Raw genomic sequence first — 15892 nt, 5'->3', positions numbered from 1 at the left:
CCGGCGACCCTGCCGGCGCCTGAAATCTAAAGCCCCGCCGCCCGCATCAGCGCTTCGGTCGAAGGGTCGAAGCCGCCGGTGTCGCCGGAGGCCAGCTGGTTCGCCACCTGCTTGCCCAGTTCCACGCCCCACTGGTCGAAGCTGTTGAGCCCCATCAGCGCGCCGGCCGCGAAGGTGCGGGCTTCGTAGAAACTGAGCAGCGCCCCCAGCCGGTCGGGCGTCAGCTTGTCGAGGAGGATGGTCGCCGAACCGCGGTTGCCGGGGAAGCCCTTGGCGTTCGCCAGCGCCTCGTCGCCCTTCGCTTCCGCCAGCGCTTCCGCGCGGGTGCGGCCCTTCAGCAGCGCCGCCCCTTGCGCGAAGCAATTGGCCAGCAGCAGCCGGTGGTGAATCGGGTCCAGATCATGTCCGGGTTCCCTGACGGCCACGAATTCGATCGGGTCCGCGTGCGTGCCCTGGTGCAGAAGCTGGAACACCGCGTGCTGCGCGTCGGTTCCGGTGCCGCCCCAGCTGATGGCGGCGGTGTCGAACGGCAGCGGCGTGCCGTCGCGGGCGACGGACTTGCCGTTGCTCTCCATCTCCAGCTGCTGGAGATAGGGCGGCAGCAGCCGCAGCCGCTCGTCATAGGCGAAGATGGCGCGAGTGGGCTTGCCGGCGAAGGCGGCGAGCCAGACATCGGCCATGGCCGCCAGCGCCGGGGCATTGGAAAGCCAGGGCGTTTCCAGGAAATGCCGGTCCATCCGATGCGCGCCGTCCAGCAGCGCCTCGAAGGCCTGCGGGCCTGCGCGGATGGCGAGCGGCAGCCCGACCGCCGACCAGAGCGAGTAGCGGCCGCCGACCGACTCGGCGAACGGCAGGATTTCGCCGATTCCATGCGCCCGCGCCTTGTCCGGGGCGGCGGTGACGGCGACGACCCGGCCGACCGGATCGGCGACTCCGCCCGCGGCCAGCCAGTCGAGCGCGCTCTTCAGATTGGTGAGCGTTTCTTGCGTGGTGAAAGTTTTGGAAACGGCGATCAGCAGCGTCTCCACCGGATTGCAGGCGGCGAAGGCGCGGGCGAGCGCGGTGCCGTCTATGTTGGCGGCCACATGCACCTCCGGGCCGTCGCCCCGGGCGCCCAGCGCATCCACCAGCAGTTGCGGGCCGAGCGCCGAGCCGCCGATGCCGATATGGATGATGTGGTGGATCGGCCCCAGCGCGCCGGCGCGGATGCGCGCGGCGGTTTCCAGGAGCGCCGCCTGTTCCCCCCGATGCTCGGGCGCGCGCAGCGCCATGTGCGTGGCCGCCCGCCCTTCGGACGGGTTCACCACCTCGCCGCCGGCCAGCTTCGTGCGCCAGCCGGCGAGGTCGGCCGCTTCCGCCAGCGCTTCCAGCGCCTCGAAATGGGTCGCCGAGAGCGGCAGCTTCGAAAGATCGAAGCGGATGCCGCCGACTTCGGGCGCCAGCGCCGAAAGCCTTTGCTGCTCGGCCGCGTAGAGGTCGAGAATCCGGGGCGGTTCGGTGCGGGCGAGCGCGTTGAGCGCGGCCCAGGCCTGACTCTGGTGCGGAAGCATGGGCCGCTTGGTAGCGCAAGCCGGTGACAAGCGCGAGTCCGGACCAGGCCCCATGAACCCAGCCATATGCACAATGTCCATGGGCTTGACAGTTTTTCGCCTGCGGGCCACCGGCGGACCGGTATGCTTTCCACACCGCCCGACAGCGCCGCCGACCGGATGGAAACCGAACGGCTGGCGCACCGGCTTTCCGGCGAGCGCCTTGCCGCCAGGCTGGCGCGCTTCGCCCGGCTGCTGGGCGCGGCGCTGGTGGCGGCGCTGCTGATACGCGTGTTCCTGGTGCAGCCCTTCGCCATCCCCTCCGGCTCCATGTCGCCGATGCTGGAAGCCGGCGACTTCGTGTTCGTGGACAAGGCCGCCTATGGCTGGAGCATGGCCTCGCTTCCGCTCTCGACCCTGCTGAGCCCCGACGAGGCGGACGGCGGCCGCCTGTTCGGGCGCGACGTGAAGGCGGGCGACGTGATCGTCTTTGTGTCTCCGGGCGGACAGGATTATGTGAAGCGGATGGTGGCCGAAGGCGGAGACAGGGTGGCGATGCGCGGCGGGCAACTGGTGCTGAACGGCCGGGCCGTGCCCTGCGTGCCCCAGGGCGGCGGGCTTTGCCGCGAGACCCTGCCTGGCGGCGCCAGCCATCTGATCCGCTCGGACGGGCGCGGGCCATTTTCCGACATGCCGGAAATCACCGTGCCGATGGGCTATTATTTCGTGCTGGGCGACAACCGCGACAACAGCGCCGACAGCCGGCTTTCGCGCGCCGATGGCGGCGTGGGGCTGGTGCCGGACGCGCATGTGATCGGCCGCGCCAGCCGCATCTTCTTCTCCGCCCATGAGGGCGGCATGCGCTGGAACCGGATCGGGCAGGCCATTGACTGACGATATGCGAAACTGGGCGCAGAATTCCCTGGGGTTCGCCTTCACCGACAATTGCCTTCTGGGCAGGGCGCTGACGCACAAGAGCGCCGGGCCGGACAATTACGAGCGGCTGGAGTTCCTGGGCGACCGGGTGCTGGGGCTGGTGGTGGCGGAATGGCTGATCGCCGCCTTCCCGGCCGAGCCGGAAGGCAAGCTGACCCGCCGCTTCCACCAGATGGTGAGCCGCGAAAGCTGCGCCGAGGTGGCGCGGCGGATCGGTGTTCCCTCCATGGTGCAACTGGGCGCGCAGGCGCGGGCCGACGGCGGCGCCGACAGCGACAATATCCTGGGCGATGTGATGGAGGCGCTGATCGGCGCCACCTATCTGGACCAGGGGCTGGAAGCGGCGCACGCCCTGATCCGCCGCCTCTGGGGCGACGCCGGCACCGCCAGCGAAGCGCCCAAGCATCCGAAGATGCGGCTGCAGGAATGGGCGGCGGCGAAGAATCTGAAGGCCCCCGTCTATCTGATGGTCGGCCGATCCGGCCCGCACCACAACCCGCGATTCCAGGTGGAGCTGACCATAGCCCCTTATCCCCCCGTCGTGGCCGAAGGCAGTTCCAAGCAGGACGCCGAAACGCAGGCCGCGCACGCCTTTCTGGAGGCCCATGCCGGCTGAACCCCAAACCCATTGCGGAGTCGTCGCGCTGATCGGCGCGCCCAACGCCGGCAAGTCCACGCTGGTGAACGCCATCGTCGGCCAGAAGGTGGCGATCGTCAGCCCCAAGGTGCAGACGACGCGCGTCCGGCTGACCGGCGTTGCGCTGCAGGGTGGGGCGCTGGAGGGCGGCACGCAGATGCTGCTGGTGGACACGCCCGGCATCTTCCAGCCGAAGCGCCGGCTGGACCGGGCCATGGTGCAGAACGCCTGGGAAGGCGCCGCCGACGCCGACATATTGCTGGCGCTGGTGGACGCGCGCGGCGGCCTGCGCGACGAGGTGCGCGCCGTGCTGGAAACGATCGCCGCCCGGCCGGAACCGCGCTGGCTGGTGCTGAACAAGGTGGACATCGCCGACAAGGCGAAACTGCTGGCGCTGGCGGCCGAGGCGAATGCCATCGCGCCCTTTGCCGAAACCTTCATGGTCTCCGCGCTTTCGGGCGACGGTGTCGCCGACCTGAAGGCGGCGCTGGCGCGCGCCATGCCGGAAGGGCCGTGGCTGTTCCCGGAAGACCAGCTTTCGGACGCGCCGGCGCGGATGATGGCGACCGAGCTGGTGCGCGAGCAACTGTTCCTGCAACTGGGGCAGGAACTGCCCTATGCCACCGCCGTGCAGTGCGAGAAGTTCGAGGAGCGGCCGGACGGCTCCGCCGCCGTGCACGCGCAGATCTTCGTCGACCGCGACAGCCAGAAGGGGATCGTCGTCGGCGCGCGCGGCGCGAAGGTGAAGGCCATCGGCGAGGCGGCGCGGGCGGAGATGGAAGCGCTGCTCGGCCGGCGCGTGCATCTGTTCCTGCATGTGAAGGTGAAGCCCGGCTGGGCCGACGACCGGCACAGCTGGCGCGACCTGGGCATGGACTGGGTGGACTGACTCCGGCGGCCTTTTCTGCTAGGCTGCGCTCTCCAAGGGGGAGAATCATCATGCATTTGCGTGCAATCGCCGTCGCCGCGGCGCTGGCCTGGCCTGCGATCCTGTCCGCCAGCGTTGTTCCGGACGATGTGGAGACGTTCGAAAGCTACGCCGACGGCACCGCCATCGTCTATCCGTTCGTCGGCAACGACCCCGATTTCGGGATATTGAGCGGCGGCCAGGTGGCGACTCCGGGGCAGAATCTGGACGGCTGGTTCCAGATCAACGGCAGCAAGGTCTATGCCGGCACCGACCTCCTCTACACCACCTATCTCGGGCCGGACAAACAGCATTGCTGCGGTTTCTTCTATCTGGGCTTCTATATTTCCAGCCCGGCGGCGGTGACGGTCGAATTCTACACCCATGGCGACGGGCTGGAGTATGAGGATATCGCGCTTGCCTGGAGCACGGTGGTGAGCGGCCAGTCCCAGTTCCTGTCCTTCGGCACGCCCGCCGATTTCGACCCCGAAGGCTATTATCCCGGCTATACCGAGATCGTCGAGGTGCGGATGTTCACGGCGGACGGCAGCCTGTTCGCGATCGACGATTTCCAGACGGCGGGCGCCGCCGTCGTCCCCGAACCCGCGAGCTGGGCGATGATGATCGCCGGTTTCGGGCTAGTCGGCGCCAGCCTGCGCAGGCGGGTGCGGCAAAGCGCCTGACGGCTTTCCGTCGGCCACCTTCGCGGGCTCTTGCCCCCGGGGCGGTTTCGCGCCACCTGAGGCGGCATGGAACTGGCGGACGAGGCACTAGTGCTGACCAGCCTGCCCCATGGCGAGAATGGCGCCGTGGTGCGTTTCCTGACCATGGGCCATGGCTTGCGCGCCGGCTATGTGCCCGGCGCGCGCGGCAAGGCGAAGCGCGCCGCCCTGCACCCGGGAAACCGCGTGGCGCTCTCGCTGCGCGCGCGGGCGGAGGGGCAGTTGGCGGGCGCGACACTGGAACTGGTGAAAAGCCGGGCGCTGATCGGCTTCGAGCCGGGCGGTGCCGCCATCCTCGCCTGGGTGACGGAACTGACGGCGGCGGCGCTGGCGGAAGCCGTGCCGCACCCGCGCCTGGCGGAAGCGCTGGACGCGCTGTTGGAGGGGCTTGCCGCAGGCCTGCAGCCGGTTTCGGCCCGCGCGGCGCTGGCGCGCTATGAGCTGCTGCTGCTGGAGGAAGAGGGGTTCGGGCTGGACCTCGCCTCTTGCGCGCTGGGCGGTCCAGTGGACGATCTCGCCTTCGTCAGCCCGAAAAGTGGGCGGGCGGTCAGCCGCGAAAAGGCCGATGGCCAGCCCTGGGAGGGGCAGTTGCTTCCCCTGCCCCGCTTCCTGCGGCAGGGCGGCGCAGCGACGGCGGAGGAGGCGCGGGCGGCATTAGCGCTCACCCGGCATTTCCTCGCCCGGCACTGGCTTTCGGGCGCGCGGCTGGAAGGCTTGCGCGGCCGGGCGGCGGCGGAACGCTGAACTTCGCTTGGCAGCCCCGGCGGCTGGCCGTAAAGCCTTTTCATGACCGACGCCGCCACTCAGGGAATCGTCGAATCCCCCTTCGATACCGAGCTTTCCGAGCGCTATCTCGTCTATGCGCTGTCCACCATCACCGCCCGCTCGCTGCCGGACGTGCGCGACGGGCTGAAACCCGTGCACCGCCGGCTGCTGTGGGCCATGCGCCTGCTGAAGCTGGATCCGGCCTCGGCGCCGAAGAAATGCGCCCGCGTGGTGGGCGATGTGATCGGCAAATACCACCCGCATGGCGACACCGCCGTTTACGACGCCATGGTGCGCCTCGCGCAGGATTTCGCGCTGCGCTACCCGCTGGTGGAAGGCCAGGGCAATTTCGGCAACATAGACGGCGATAACGCCGCCGCCATGCGCTACACCGAGGCCCGGCTGACCCGCGCCGCCATCCTGTTGATGGAAGGCGTGGACGACGAGACCGTGCCCTTCCGCCCCACCTACAATGGCGAGGAGGAGGAGCCGGAAGTCTATCCGGCCGCCTTCCCCAACCTGCTGGCGAACGGCGCCACCGGAATCGCCGTGGGCATGGCCACCTCCGTCCCGCCGCACAATGTGGCGGAGATCGCGGCCGCCGCCACCTTGCTGCTCGACGATCCGGCCACCGAGCTTTCCGAGCTGATGGCGCGGATGCCCGGCCCGGACTTCCCGACCGGCGGAGTCATCGTCGAGCCGCGCCAGAACCTGACCGAAGCCTATGCCACCGGCCGCGGCGGTGTCCGGCTGCGCGCCCGCTGGGCGCAGGAGGAGCATGGGCGCGGCACCTGGTCCATCGTCGTCACCGAAATCCCCTATGGCGTGCAGAAGGCGAAGCTGATCGAGCAGATCGCGCAACTGATTGCAGACAAGAAGCTGCCGATCCTGGAAGATGTGCGCGACGAATCGGATTCGGAAATCCGGCTGGTGCTGGAGCCGCGCTCGAAGAATGTCGATCCCGAACAGTTGATGGAAAGCCTGTTCAAGCTGACCGATCTGGAAAACCGGATCTCGATCAACCTCAATGTGCTGCTGCCCGACCGGACTCCGAAGGTGCTGGGGCTGCGCGCCATCCTGCAGGCCTGGCTCGACCATCGGCAGGATGTGCTGGTGAAGGCCAGCCGCAACCGGCTGGGCGAGATCGCCGACCGGCTGGAACTGGTGGCCGGCTATATCGTCGCCTATCTGAACCTCGACGAGGTGATCCGCATCATCCGCACCGAGGACGAGCCGAAGCCGGTGCTGATGGCCACCTTCGAGCTTTCCGAGCGGCAGGCGGAAGCCATCCTCAACATGCGCCTCAGGTCCCTGCGTAAGCTGGAGGAGATGGAGCTTCGCCGCGAGCAGGAGAAGCTGCTGGCCGAGCAGTCCGATCTCGAGGCGCTTGTGGGTTCGACCGCGCGGCAGAAGACGGTGCTGAAGAAGCAGCTTGCGGCGCTGGGCAAGGAATTCAGCGCTGAAACGCCCGAAGGCCGCCGCCGCTCCAGCTTCGCCGAGGCGCCGGTGGCGGTGGCGATCAGCCGCGAAGCGATGATCGAGCGCGAGCCGGTGACCGTGATCGTCTCCCAGCGCTACTGGGTGCGGGCGCAGAAGGGGCATGCCGATCTCGCCGCGCTCGACGGGCTGAAGTTCAAGGAAGGCGATGCGCTGCAACGCGCCTTCCACGCCGAGACGACCGACCGCCTGCTGCTGGCGGCGTCGGGCGGGCGCTTCTTCACCGTGCTGGCGAACGACCTGCCCGGCGGGCGCGGCTTTGGCGAGCCGCTGTCGCTGATGCTGGACTGGCCGCAGGGCGAGGAGATGGTGGCCGCCCTGCCCTTCCGGCCCGGGCTGAAGCTGCTGCTGGCCGCCTCCGACGGGCGGGGGTTCGTGGCGAACGCCGAGGAGCTGCTGGCGGAAACCCGCAAGGGCCGGCAGGTGGTCAATCTGAAGGACGCGGCGAAGCTCGCCATCGTCCGCCCCATCGCCGACGACCACGACCATGTGGCGGTGATCGGCGAGAACCGGAAGCTGTTGGTCTTCCCGCTGGACGCGCTGCCGGAAATGGTGCGCGGACAAGGCGCCGCCTTGCAGAAATACCGGGACGGCGGGCTTTCGGATGCGATCACGCTGAAACTGTCGGACGGGCTGAGCTGGAAGCTGCAGGGCGAATCGGCCCGCACCCGCACCGAGGCGGACATGACGCCCTGGCGCGGCGCGCGCGCGTCGACTGGACGCCTGCCGCCGCAGGGCTTTCCGAAGGACAATCGTTTCGGCTGCGGCCCTGCGGGCACGGCTTGACTTGGCCAGCGCCTGCGCCATCATGCGCACGCCAAGCTGGCTCTGCGAAGGGGTAAGGATCATGCGCAGGGTTCACCTTTCTTTCGCCATATTGATTGCGGCGCAGCTCGCGGCACTGACGGCAGCGCCCGCGGCCGCCCGATCCGTCCAGGAATCCGCTGGCTGGGAATTCAACCTCGTGCCCTATCTCTGGATGGCGGGCAGCAGCACGCGGCTGGCGCATCCCGCCTTTCCGCTTGCGGTCGAAGCCGACAGCAGCTTCGGCGACATCCTCGGCAATCTCGATTTCGGAGCGATGGTCGCTTTCGAGGCGCGCCGGGGCCGCTGGGGCCTATTGCTGGACGGTCTTTATGTGAAGGTCTCGGAAGATGGCATGGTCGCGATCCCGCAGCTGGGCGGCGCCCGGCTTCCGGTCGCAGTGGGCGTCCGCAGCTTCACCGGGCTTGCCGGCGTGCAGTATCGCCTGGTCGCCGACGGCATCGGCAGCCTCGATCTGGTGGCCGGCCCGCGCTTCTGGTCGCTCGGCTCCAGCATAAACGCCGCCTTCCCGTCGGGGACACCGCTGCCACCAGGCGTCCCGCCCAGCTATTCGCGGCGCGAGACGGTCGACTGGGTCGATGCGATGGCGGGCGCCAAGGCCGTCGTCAATCTCGCACCCCGGATCACGCTGAACGCCCACGCCATGTTCGGTGCAGGGGGCTCGCGCTTCAGTTCGGACTCCCTGCTGGCGGTGGGGTTCAGGGCCGGGCGCTCGACTTCGCTGCTGGCGGGCTACCGGCATCTGTCGGCCGAGGTGCATCGGTCGAATGGGCTGGATGTGGACACGCGCATGCATGGACCGGCGGTTGGGGCCAGCATCCGTTTCTGAACAGGGGGCAGCATGATTCGCTGGCTTTTCAAGTATATGGCAGTATTGATGCTGCTTCCGCCCGCCCCAGCTGCGCTGGCGCAGGAGGCGGAGACGCTGTTCCGCAACGTGCGCGTGTTCGACGGGCAATCGCCCCGGCTTTCGGCGCCTACCAGCGTGCTGGTGCGCGGCAACCGGATCGCCGCCATCGGCGCCAACGCCACGGCCGCGCCCGGCGCCACGGTGGTGGAAGGCGAAGGCCGAACTCTGATGCCCGGCCTCATCGACGCCCATTGGCATGCGATGTTCGTGCGGCCGACGCCCGAGCAGATGATCTTCGGCGATGCCGGCTTCGGCAACATCCAGGCCGGCGCCGAGGCGACGGCGACGCTGATGCGCGGCTTCACCACCGTGCGCGACGTCGGCGGCCCGGTGTTCGGCCTGAAGCAGGCGATCGACCGGGGCGTGGTGCCCGGCCCGCGCATCTGGCCGTCGGGCGCGATGATCACCATCACCAGCGGCCATGGCGATTTCCGCCAGACCTCCGAATTGCCGCGCGACGGTTCCAGGCCGCTGTCCCGCATCGAGGAACTGGGCGGCGCCATGGTGGTGGACAGCCCCGACCTCGTCCGCCAGCGGGTGCGCGAGCAGCTGATGCTGGGCGCCAGCCAGATCAAGCTGACGGCGGGCGGCGGCGTTGCCTCGCCGCACAGCCCCCTGGACGTCTCCACCTTCACGCCCGAGGAGCTGAAGGCGGCGGTGGAGGCGGCCGACAATTGGGGCACCTATGTGATGGTGCACGCCTACACGCCGGTCGCCGTGCGCCGCGCCATCGATTCCGGCGTGAAGGTGATCGAGCATGCGCATCTGATCGACGACGCCACCGCGAAATATATGGCGGAAAAGGGCGTATGGCTGTCGTCCCAGCCGATCACCGAGGCGGATTTCGGCGGCATGTTCCCGCCCGGCACGGACCAGTATGAAAAGGCGCATGAGGTGTTCACCGGCACCGACAACCTCTTCAGGCTGGTGAAGAAATACCGGCTGAAGATGGGCTTCGGCACCGATGTGCTCTTCTCCGAGGCGATGGGCCGGCGGCAGGGCGCGATGCTGGTGGGGATGAGCCGCTGGTTCACGCCCGCCGAAGTGCTGCGGCAGGCGACGTCGGTGAACGGCGAGCTGCTGGCGCTTTCCGGCAAGCGCTCGCCCTACAAGGGCAGGCTCGGCGTGGTGGAGGAAGGCGCTCTCGCCGACCTGCTGCTGGTGGAGGGCGACCCGATCGCCAATCTGCAACTGATCGCCGACGCGGACAGGAACTTCCGCGTGATCATGAAGGATGGCAAGATCTTCAAGAACAGCTTGTGAGGTACAGCATGCGCCCTTCCCCTCTGCTTATCGCTGCCGCCCTGGCGGCTCTGGTCGCTTCCCCCGCCTGCGCGCAGGAGGCGGAGACGCTGTTCCGCAACGTGCGCGTGTTCGACGGGCAATCGCCCCGGCTTTCCGCCCCTACCAGCGTGCTGGTGCGCGGCAACCGGATCGCCGCCATCGGCACGGCGGCCCGCCCGGCGCCGGGCGCGAAGCTGGTGGAAGGGGCCGGGCGCACGCTGATGCCCGGGCTGATCGACGCGCATGTGCACCTGACCTTCTCCGCGCTGAGCATGGAGCAGCTGATGTCGCCCGACCTGACTCCGGCCAAGGCGGAAGCGGCGGCGGCCGAAGAGGCGAAGGCGATGCTGCTGCGCGGCTTCACCAGCGTGCGCGACGTGGGCGGGCCGATCTGGGGGCTGAAGGCCGGGATCGACAAGGGGCGCTATCAGGGCCCGCGCGTCTGGCCCTCGGGCGCGACCATCAGCCAGACCGGCGGCCATGGCGACTTCCGCACCCCGGCCGAACGCTCCCGCCGCTTCTTCGGCAAGGCGTCGAGGGCGGAGGAAATGGGCGCGACCTTCATCGCCGACGGCCGCGACGACGTGCTGACGGCCACGCGCGAGAATCTGCGTTTCGGCGCCAGCCAGATCAAGCTGATGGCCGGCGGCGGCACATCCTCGGAATATGACCCCGTGGACGTCGCCCAATATACGCTGGACGAGATGAAGGCCGCCGTGGACGCCGCCGGCGACTGGAACACCTATGTCACCGTCCATGCCTATACCGACAAGGCAGTCCGCCGGGCGATCGAAGCCGGCGTCAAGGGCATCGAACATGGCCAGATGATGTCGGACGAGACATTGCAGTTGATGCGCGACAAGGATGTGTGGCTCTCGTTGCAGGTGCTGCGGGAAAGCACGCCGGACATGGCGCCGCAGCGGATCGAGAAGCGCAAGGGCGTGATCGAAGGCCAGCCGCGCGTCTGGGCGGCGGCGAAGCGGCTGGGGGTGAAGCTGGCCTGGGGCACAGACTTCCTGTTCGAGCCGGCGCTGAACGCCACGCAGAATGCCAATCTTCTGGAACTGAGGCAGTGGTTCACGCCGGCCGAGGTTCTGAAGCTGGTGACCCATGACAATGCGCGCCTTCTGGCACTTTCCGGCCCGCGCAGCCCCTATCAGGGCAAGCTGGGCGTGGTGGAGGAAGGGGCGCTCGCCGACCTCATCCTGGTGAATGGCGACCCCATCGCCAATCTCGGCCTGATCGCCGACCCGGGCCGGAATTTCGCGGTGATCATGAAGGACGGCAAGTTCGTGAAGGGAGAGCCCGCGAAGTGAAGTCGCCCGCGCTGCTGCTGTTGCTGACCGGCCTGCTGGCCGCCGCGCCCGCCCTTGCCCAGGAAGCGCCGACGCCCGCGCCCGAGACCGGCACGCGGCCCTACCCACTCGCCAACACGGAAGTGATCCGCATCCCGGCCAAAGCGCTGGGGCGGGACTATGACTATGTCGTCACCCTGCCCTTCGGCTATGCGGCGAACCCGGAGCGGCGCTACCCGGTGCTGATGTACACCGACGTGCCGCAGAGCGTGAACCTCATCACCGGCATGCACCGCCGGCTGCGCGCGGGCGGGCGCGGGCTGGAGGATGCGATCCTCGTCGGCCTCGGCTATGCCGTCGGCGACACCGCCGAATACAGCCGCCGGCGCGACTATACCCCCACGCCGCACGGCGACATAGACGCCCGCTCCGACATGCCCGGCCGCGCCGTCGCCTATGGCGAGGCGGAAGCCTATCGGCTGCATCTGCGCGACGAGGTGTTTCCCGAGCTGGAGCGCCGCTACCGGATCGACCCGGCGCGGCGCATCTATCTGGGGCACAGCTATGGCGGGCTGTTCGGCACGCATGTGCTGCTGAGCGAACCCGCGATGTTCGGCAGATATGTGCTGATCTCCCCCTCGCTCTGGTACGGGCGGCGGCTGATGATCGCCCGGGAGCGGGGCTATGCCTCGCAGCACAAGGACATGCCGGCGGAGGCCTTCTTCATGATCGGCGGCGAGGAAACGGTGCCCGATCCCGACACCGAGCCGCATTCGGCCAGCCGCATGGCGATGGTGGAGGATATGGACGAGATGGTGCGGACGCTGGAAGGGCGCCGTTATCCCGGCTTTCGGGTGAAGCAGCAGGTCTTTCCGGGCGAGGACCATGGCTCAGTCTATGTGCCGGCCGTGCGCGCCGGGCTGGAATGGGCGCTGCCCGGCAGCGGCAAGGGGGCGCATGTGCCTTGCCTCGATCAGGCGGGAAAGCCGATCCCGAATTGCCGCATGCCCTGGGCGCCGGGGAATTGAGCGGATAGCCTGAAGGCTGAAAGCCTATACCCTTCGGGAATCACTGCAAAATTCCACCCCTGTCACCCCGGGCTTGACCCGGGGTCCGGCTTTTCTCTCCGGCGCTGTGGCAGTCGAAAAGCTGGCCCCCGGGTCAAGCCCGGGGTGACGATGGGGCGGGTTCAAGCCGGACTGGCCTTCTCACCCTGTTGCAGGGAAAGCCCGCAGCCATCCCCTCAAGAGTGGCTTCGCTTCCGTCGTGAAAAGGGCCGGCGCCTTGCGGCACCGGCCCTTCCCCCTCCTCCCCGGCAGCAGATCCGGCGATTCGGGATGCCGTGGCCGGTCGGCGAACCGGCCACTTCGGACAAGCAAGATCAGGCGAACTGGTTCATCGTGTTGTGGGCGCCGCCGGCCTTCAGCGCCGCTTCGCCGGCGAAATATTCCTTGTGGTCGTCGCCGATGTCGGAACCCGACATGTTCTGGTGCTTCACGCAGGCGATGCCCTGGCGGATCTCGGCGCGCTGCACGCCCTTCACATAGCCCAGCATCCCCTGCTCGCCGAAATATTCGCGGGCGAGATTGTCGGTGGAAAGCGCCGCCGTGTGATAGGTGGGCAGCGTGATCAGATGGTGGAAGATGCCGGCCCGCGCCGCCGCGTCGCGCTGGAAGGTGCGGATGCGCTCGTCGGCTTCGGCCGCGAGGTCGGTCTGGTCGTAGATGACGCTCATCAGATTGGCGCGGTCGTAGCTGGAGACGTCCTTGCCTTCCTTTTCCCAAGCGTCGAACACCTGCTGGCGGAAGTTCAGAGTCCAGTTGAAGCTGGGCGAGTTGTTGTAGACCAGCTTGGCGTTCGGGATGACTTCGCGGATGCGGTCGACCATCGAGGCGATCTGCTCAATGTGCGGCTTCTCCGTCTCGATCCACAGCAGGTCGGCGCCGTTCTGCAGGCTGGTGATGCAGTCCAGCACGCAGCGGTCGGCGCCGGTGCCTTCGCGGAACTGGAACAGGTTGGACGGCAGGCGCTTCGGGCGCAGCAGCTTGCCGTCGCGGTTCAGCACCACATCGCCGTTGCGGGCGGTCGCGGGGTCGATCTCCTCACAGTCGAGGAAGCTGTTATACTGGTCGCCGATGTCGCCCGGCTCGTTGGAATAGGCGATCTGCTTGGTGAGGCCGGCGCCCAGCGAGTCGGTGCGGGTGACGATGATTCCGTCTTCGATGCCGAGTTCGAGGAAGGCGTAGCGGCAGGCGCGGACCTTCGCCAGGAAGTCCTCGTGCGGCACCGTCACCTTGCCGTCCTGGTGGCCGCACTGCTTCTCGTCGGACACCTGGTTTTCGATCTGCAGCGCGCAGGCGCCGGCTTCGATCATCTTCTTCGCCAGCAGATAGGTCGCTTCCGCATTGCCGAAGCCGGCGTCGATGTCGGCGATGATCGGCACGACGTGCGTTTCATAATTGTCGATGGCGTCCAGCAGCACCTTTTCGCGCGCGGTATCGCCACCGGCGCGGGCCTTGTCGAGATCGCGGAACAGGCCGCCCAGTTCGCGGGCGTCGGCCTGCTTCAGGAAGGTGTAGAGTTCCTCGATCAGCGCCGGGACACTGGTCTTCTCGTGCATCGACTGGTCGGGCAGCGGGCCGAAATCGGAGCGCAGCGCGGCGACCATCCAGCCCGACAGATAGAGGTAGCGGCGCCTGGTGCTGCCGAAATGCTTCTTGATGGCGATCAGCTTCTGCTGGCCGATGAAGCCGTGCCAGCAGCCCAGCGACTGGGTGTATTGCGCCGGGTCTGCGTCGTAGGCGGCCATGTCGCGGCGCATGATGGCGGCGGTGGTGCGGGCGATGTCCAAGCCGGAGTTGAAGCGGTTCTGAAGCTGCATGCGGGCGACGGCCTCGGCGCCGATCCCGTCCCAGGTGCCGCCCTTGGAGGCGATCAGCTTCTGCGCGTCGGCAATGCTTTCGGAATAGGTCTTCATCGGCTGGCTCCTTCGGCCCTTCAAAACATCGGATACAGCCGTGGTAGGCGCGGCCAACCGCTGCGGAAATCGCCGTTTCGTTCAACTGTAAGACTTTACAAAATAGGATTGTAATGTTGTAAGGATTTGCACCCAAGGACGGATCATGGCGCAGGACAGCAAATATATCGGCCCGCGGCTGCGCCGCATCCGCCGCGATCTGGGGCTGACGCAGGCCAATATGGCTGCCGACCTCGACATCTCGCCTTCCTATGTGGCGCTGCTGGAACGCAACCAGCGGCCGCTGACCGCCGATCTGCTGATCCGGCTGGCGCAGACCTACGACCTCGACATCGCCCGGCTGGCGGGCGATGGCGGCGCCGAGCAGCAGTCGCGGCTGTCGGCGGTGCTGAAGGACCCGATCTTCGCCGACATCGACCTGCCGCCGATGGAAGCGGCCGATGTGGCGGCCAACTACCCCGGCTTTGCCGAAGCGCTGCTGCGCCTCCACACCGCCTGGCGGGAGGAGCAGCTAGCGCTGGCCGACCGCAACGCCGAGCGGGAAGGCGGCGGTGTGGAGCCGGCCGATCCGGTGGCGGATTCGCGGCGCTTCCTGGCAGCGCGGCGGAACTGCTTCCCAGCGCTGGACGACGCGGCGGAACGGCTGGCGGCCACCATCGCCGAGGCCGATGGGCTAAGCGGCTATCTGCGCGCGCGGCACGGGCTCAGGGTGCGGCGCCTGCCTTCGGACGTGATGATGGGGGCGATCCGGCGGCTCAATCACCATGGCCGCGAGGTGCAGCTGGACGACCAGCTGGACAGCGCCAGCCAGAGTTTCCAGCTGGCCTTGCAGGTCGCCTATCTGGAACTGCGCGCGGAGATCGACGCGCAGTTGCGCGACGGGCATTTCGCCACCGACAACGGCAAGCGGCTGACGCACCGGGCGCTGGCAAGCTATGCGGCCGCCGCCATCCTGATGCCCTACACCGCGTTTGCCCGCGCGGCGGACCAGCGGCATTACGATGTGGAGGCGCTGGGCCGGCAGTTCGGCGCCAGCTTCGAGCAGGCGGCGCACCGGCTGACGACGCTGCAGAAGCCGGGGCATGAGCGCGTGCCCTTCTTCTTCCTGCGGGTGGACCAGGCGGGCAATGTCTCGAAACGGCTGGACGGCGCCGGCTTCCCCTTCGCCCGCCATGGCGGCGGCTGCCCCTTGTGGACGGTGCATCAGGTGTTCCGCACCCCGCGCCAGATCGTCACCCAATGGATCGAGCTGCCGGACGGGCAACGCTTCTTCTCGGTCGCCCGCACCGTCACGCAGGGGATCGGCGGCTTCGGCTCCCCGCGCGCCGAACGCGCCATCGCGCTGGTCTGCGCCGAGGAGCATGCAGCACGGCTGGTCTATGCCCGCGCCGGGCCGGCGGCGGAAGCCGCGACCCCCATCGGCATCAGTTGCCGGCTGTGCCACCGCGCCGAATGCACGGCGCGCGCAGCCCCGCCCATCGGCCGCGACATGCTGCCCGACGACTATCGGCGGACGAGCACGCCCTTCGGCTTTTCGGAAGGCTAGGTCGGGAACCCATCATATTCTCCCGTCACCCCGGGCTTGACCCGGGGTCCAGCTTTCCGCCC

The 15892-nt window shown here is 68.2% G+C and carries 12 protein-coding genes and 1 pseudogene; 11 read left to right on the top strand and 2 right to left on the bottom strand.

The features are described from left to right. Positions 1-26 precede the first annotated feature (26 nt). Positions 27-1550 carry a glucose-6-phosphate isomerase gene (gene pgi / locus L6Q21_RS08300; RefSeq protein WP_237830281.1) on the bottom strand — a complete coding sequence of 508 codons (1524 nt, stop codon included), beginning with the start codon at positions 1548-1550 and terminating at the stop codon, positions 27-29. A gap of 123 nt (positions 1551-1673) precedes the next feature. On the opposite strand from pgi, the gene lepB reads away from it, so the two are divergent. The 10 genes and pseudogenes from lepB (at position 1674) to L6Q21_RS08250 (ending at position 12335) form a co-directional block, all read left to right on the top strand. Further along, complete coding sequence (gene lepB, locus L6Q21_RS08295; protein WP_237830280.1) at positions 1674-2423, top strand: signal peptidase I; 750 nt, start codon at positions 1674-1676, stop codon at positions 2421-2423. Continuing rightward, the gene (gene rnc / locus L6Q21_RS08290) at positions 2377-3081 is read left to right on the top strand and encodes a ribonuclease III (RefSeq protein ID WP_418895814.1); all 705 of its coding nucleotides are present in this window, start codon (positions 2377-2379) and stop codon (positions 3079-3081) included. Before lepB ends, rnc begins: the two co-directional genes overlap by 47 nt. Further along, entirely contained in the window at positions 3071-3991 is a 921-nt protein-coding gene (gene era, locus L6Q21_RS08285) for a GTPase Era (RefSeq protein WP_237830279.1), read from the top strand. The genes rnc and era overlap by 11 nt, the downstream gene beginning before the upstream one ends. A 605-nt stretch (positions 3992-4596) precedes the next feature. After that, a pseudogene (locus L6Q21_RS18230) lies at positions 4597-4692 on the top strand (PEPxxWA-CTERM sorting domain-containing protein); the annotation flags it as partial. Positions 4693-4758: 66 nt separating this feature from the next. Next, positions 4759-5475, top strand: a complete 717-nt coding sequence (recO, locus tag L6Q21_RS08275) for a DNA repair protein RecO (RefSeq protein ID WP_237830277.1) — start codon at positions 4759-4761, stop codon at positions 5473-5475. A 42-nt stretch (positions 5476-5517) separates the two neighbouring features. Then, the gene (gene parC, locus L6Q21_RS08270; protein ID WP_237830276.1) at positions 5518-7779 is read left to right on the top strand and encodes a DNA topoisomerase IV subunit A; all 2262 of its coding nucleotides are present in this window, start codon (positions 5518-5520) and stop codon (positions 7777-7779) included. A gap of 61 nt (positions 7780-7840) precedes the next feature. Beyond that, positions 7841-8647, top strand: a complete 807-nt coding sequence (locus L6Q21_RS08265) for a hypothetical protein (protein WP_237830275.1) — start codon at positions 7841-7843, stop codon at positions 8645-8647. A gap of 12 nt (positions 8648-8659) precedes the next feature. Continuing rightward, positions 8660-9991, top strand: a complete 1332-nt coding sequence (locus L6Q21_RS08260) for a metal-dependent hydrolase family protein (RefSeq protein ID WP_237830274.1) — start codon at positions 8660-8662, stop codon at positions 9989-9991. Between the two features lie 8 nt (positions 9992-9999). Further along, positions 10000-11328 carry a metal-dependent hydrolase family protein gene (locus tag L6Q21_RS08255; RefSeq protein ID WP_237830273.1) on the top strand — a complete coding sequence of 443 codons (1329 nt, stop codon included), beginning with the start codon at positions 10000-10002 and terminating at the stop codon, positions 11326-11328. Continuing rightward, complete coding sequence (locus tag L6Q21_RS08250) at positions 11325-12335, top strand: alpha/beta hydrolase (RefSeq protein WP_237830272.1); 1011 nt, start codon at positions 11325-11327, stop codon at positions 12333-12335. The genes L6Q21_RS08255 and L6Q21_RS08250 overlap by 4 nt, the downstream gene beginning before the upstream one ends. A gap of 353 nt (positions 12336-12688) precedes the next feature. Here the strand turns inward: L6Q21_RS08250 and L6Q21_RS08245 are convergent, their stop codons facing one another. After that, entirely contained in the window at positions 12689-14284 is a 1596-nt protein-coding gene (locus tag L6Q21_RS08245; protein WP_237830271.1) for an isocitrate lyase, read from the bottom strand. Positions 14285-14429: 145 nt separating this feature from the next. Between L6Q21_RS08245 and L6Q21_RS08240 the strand changes: the two genes are divergently transcribed. Beyond that, positions 14430-15830 carry a helix-turn-helix domain-containing protein gene (locus L6Q21_RS08240; RefSeq protein WP_237830270.1) on the top strand — a complete coding sequence of 467 codons (1401 nt, stop codon included), beginning with the start codon at positions 14430-14432 and terminating at the stop codon, positions 15828-15830. The last annotated feature ends 62 nt before the right edge of the window (positions 15831-15892 follow it).

Origin of the sequence: Sandaracinobacteroides sayramensis, assembly GCF_022014495.1 — a bacterium.
GTDB classification, from domain to species: Bacteria; Pseudomonadota; Alphaproteobacteria; order Sphingomonadales; family Sphingomonadaceae; genus Sandaracinobacteroides; species Sandaracinobacteroides sayramense.
The sequence above is the reverse complement of the archived record's forward strand: the minus strand, read 5'-3'. Positions and strand labels throughout refer to the sequence as shown.

Bases quoted from the DNA above. Each gene is read 5' to 3' on its own strand.
- L6Q21_RS08255 (WP_237830273.1), top strand. From the start codon at position 10,000: ATGCGCCCTTCCCCTCTGCTTATCGCTGCCGCCCTGGCGGCTCTGGTC.
- L6Q21_RS08265 (WP_237830275.1), top strand. From the start codon at position 7,841: ATGCGCAGGGTTCACCTTTCTTTCGCCATATTGATTGCGGCGCAGCTC.
- L6Q21_RS08260 (WP_237830274.1), top strand. From the start codon at position 8,660: ATGATTCGCTGGCTTTTCAAGTATATGGCAGTATTGATGCTGCTTCCG.
- pgi (WP_237830281.1), bottom strand. From the start codon at position 1,550: ATGCTTCCGCACCAGAGTCAGGCCTGGGCCGCGCTCAACGCGCTCGCC.
- parC (WP_237830276.1), top strand. From the start codon at position 5,518: ATGACCGACGCCGCCACTCAGGGAATCGTCGAATCCCCCTTCGATACC.
- era (WP_237830279.1), top strand. From the start codon at position 3,071: ATGCCGGCTGAACCCCAAACCCATTGCGGAGTCGTCGCGCTGATCGGC.
- L6Q21_RS08240 (WP_237830270.1), top strand. From the start codon at position 14,430: ATGGCGCAGGACAGCAAATATATCGGCCCGCGGCTGCGCCGCATCCGC.
- L6Q21_RS08245 (WP_237830271.1), bottom strand. From the start codon at position 14,284: ATGAAGACCTATTCCGAAAGCATTGCCGACGCGCAGAAGCTGATCGCC.
- rnc (WP_418895814.1), top strand. From the start codon at position 2,377: ATGAGGGCGGCATGCGCTGGAACCGGATCGGGCAGGCCATTGACTGAC.
- lepB (WP_237830280.1), top strand. From the start codon at position 1,674: ATGCTTTCCACACCGCCCGACAGCGCCGCCGACCGGATGGAAACCGAA.
- recO (WP_237830277.1), top strand. From the start codon at position 4,759: ATGGAACTGGCGGACGAGGCACTAGTGCTGACCAGCCTGCCCCATGGC.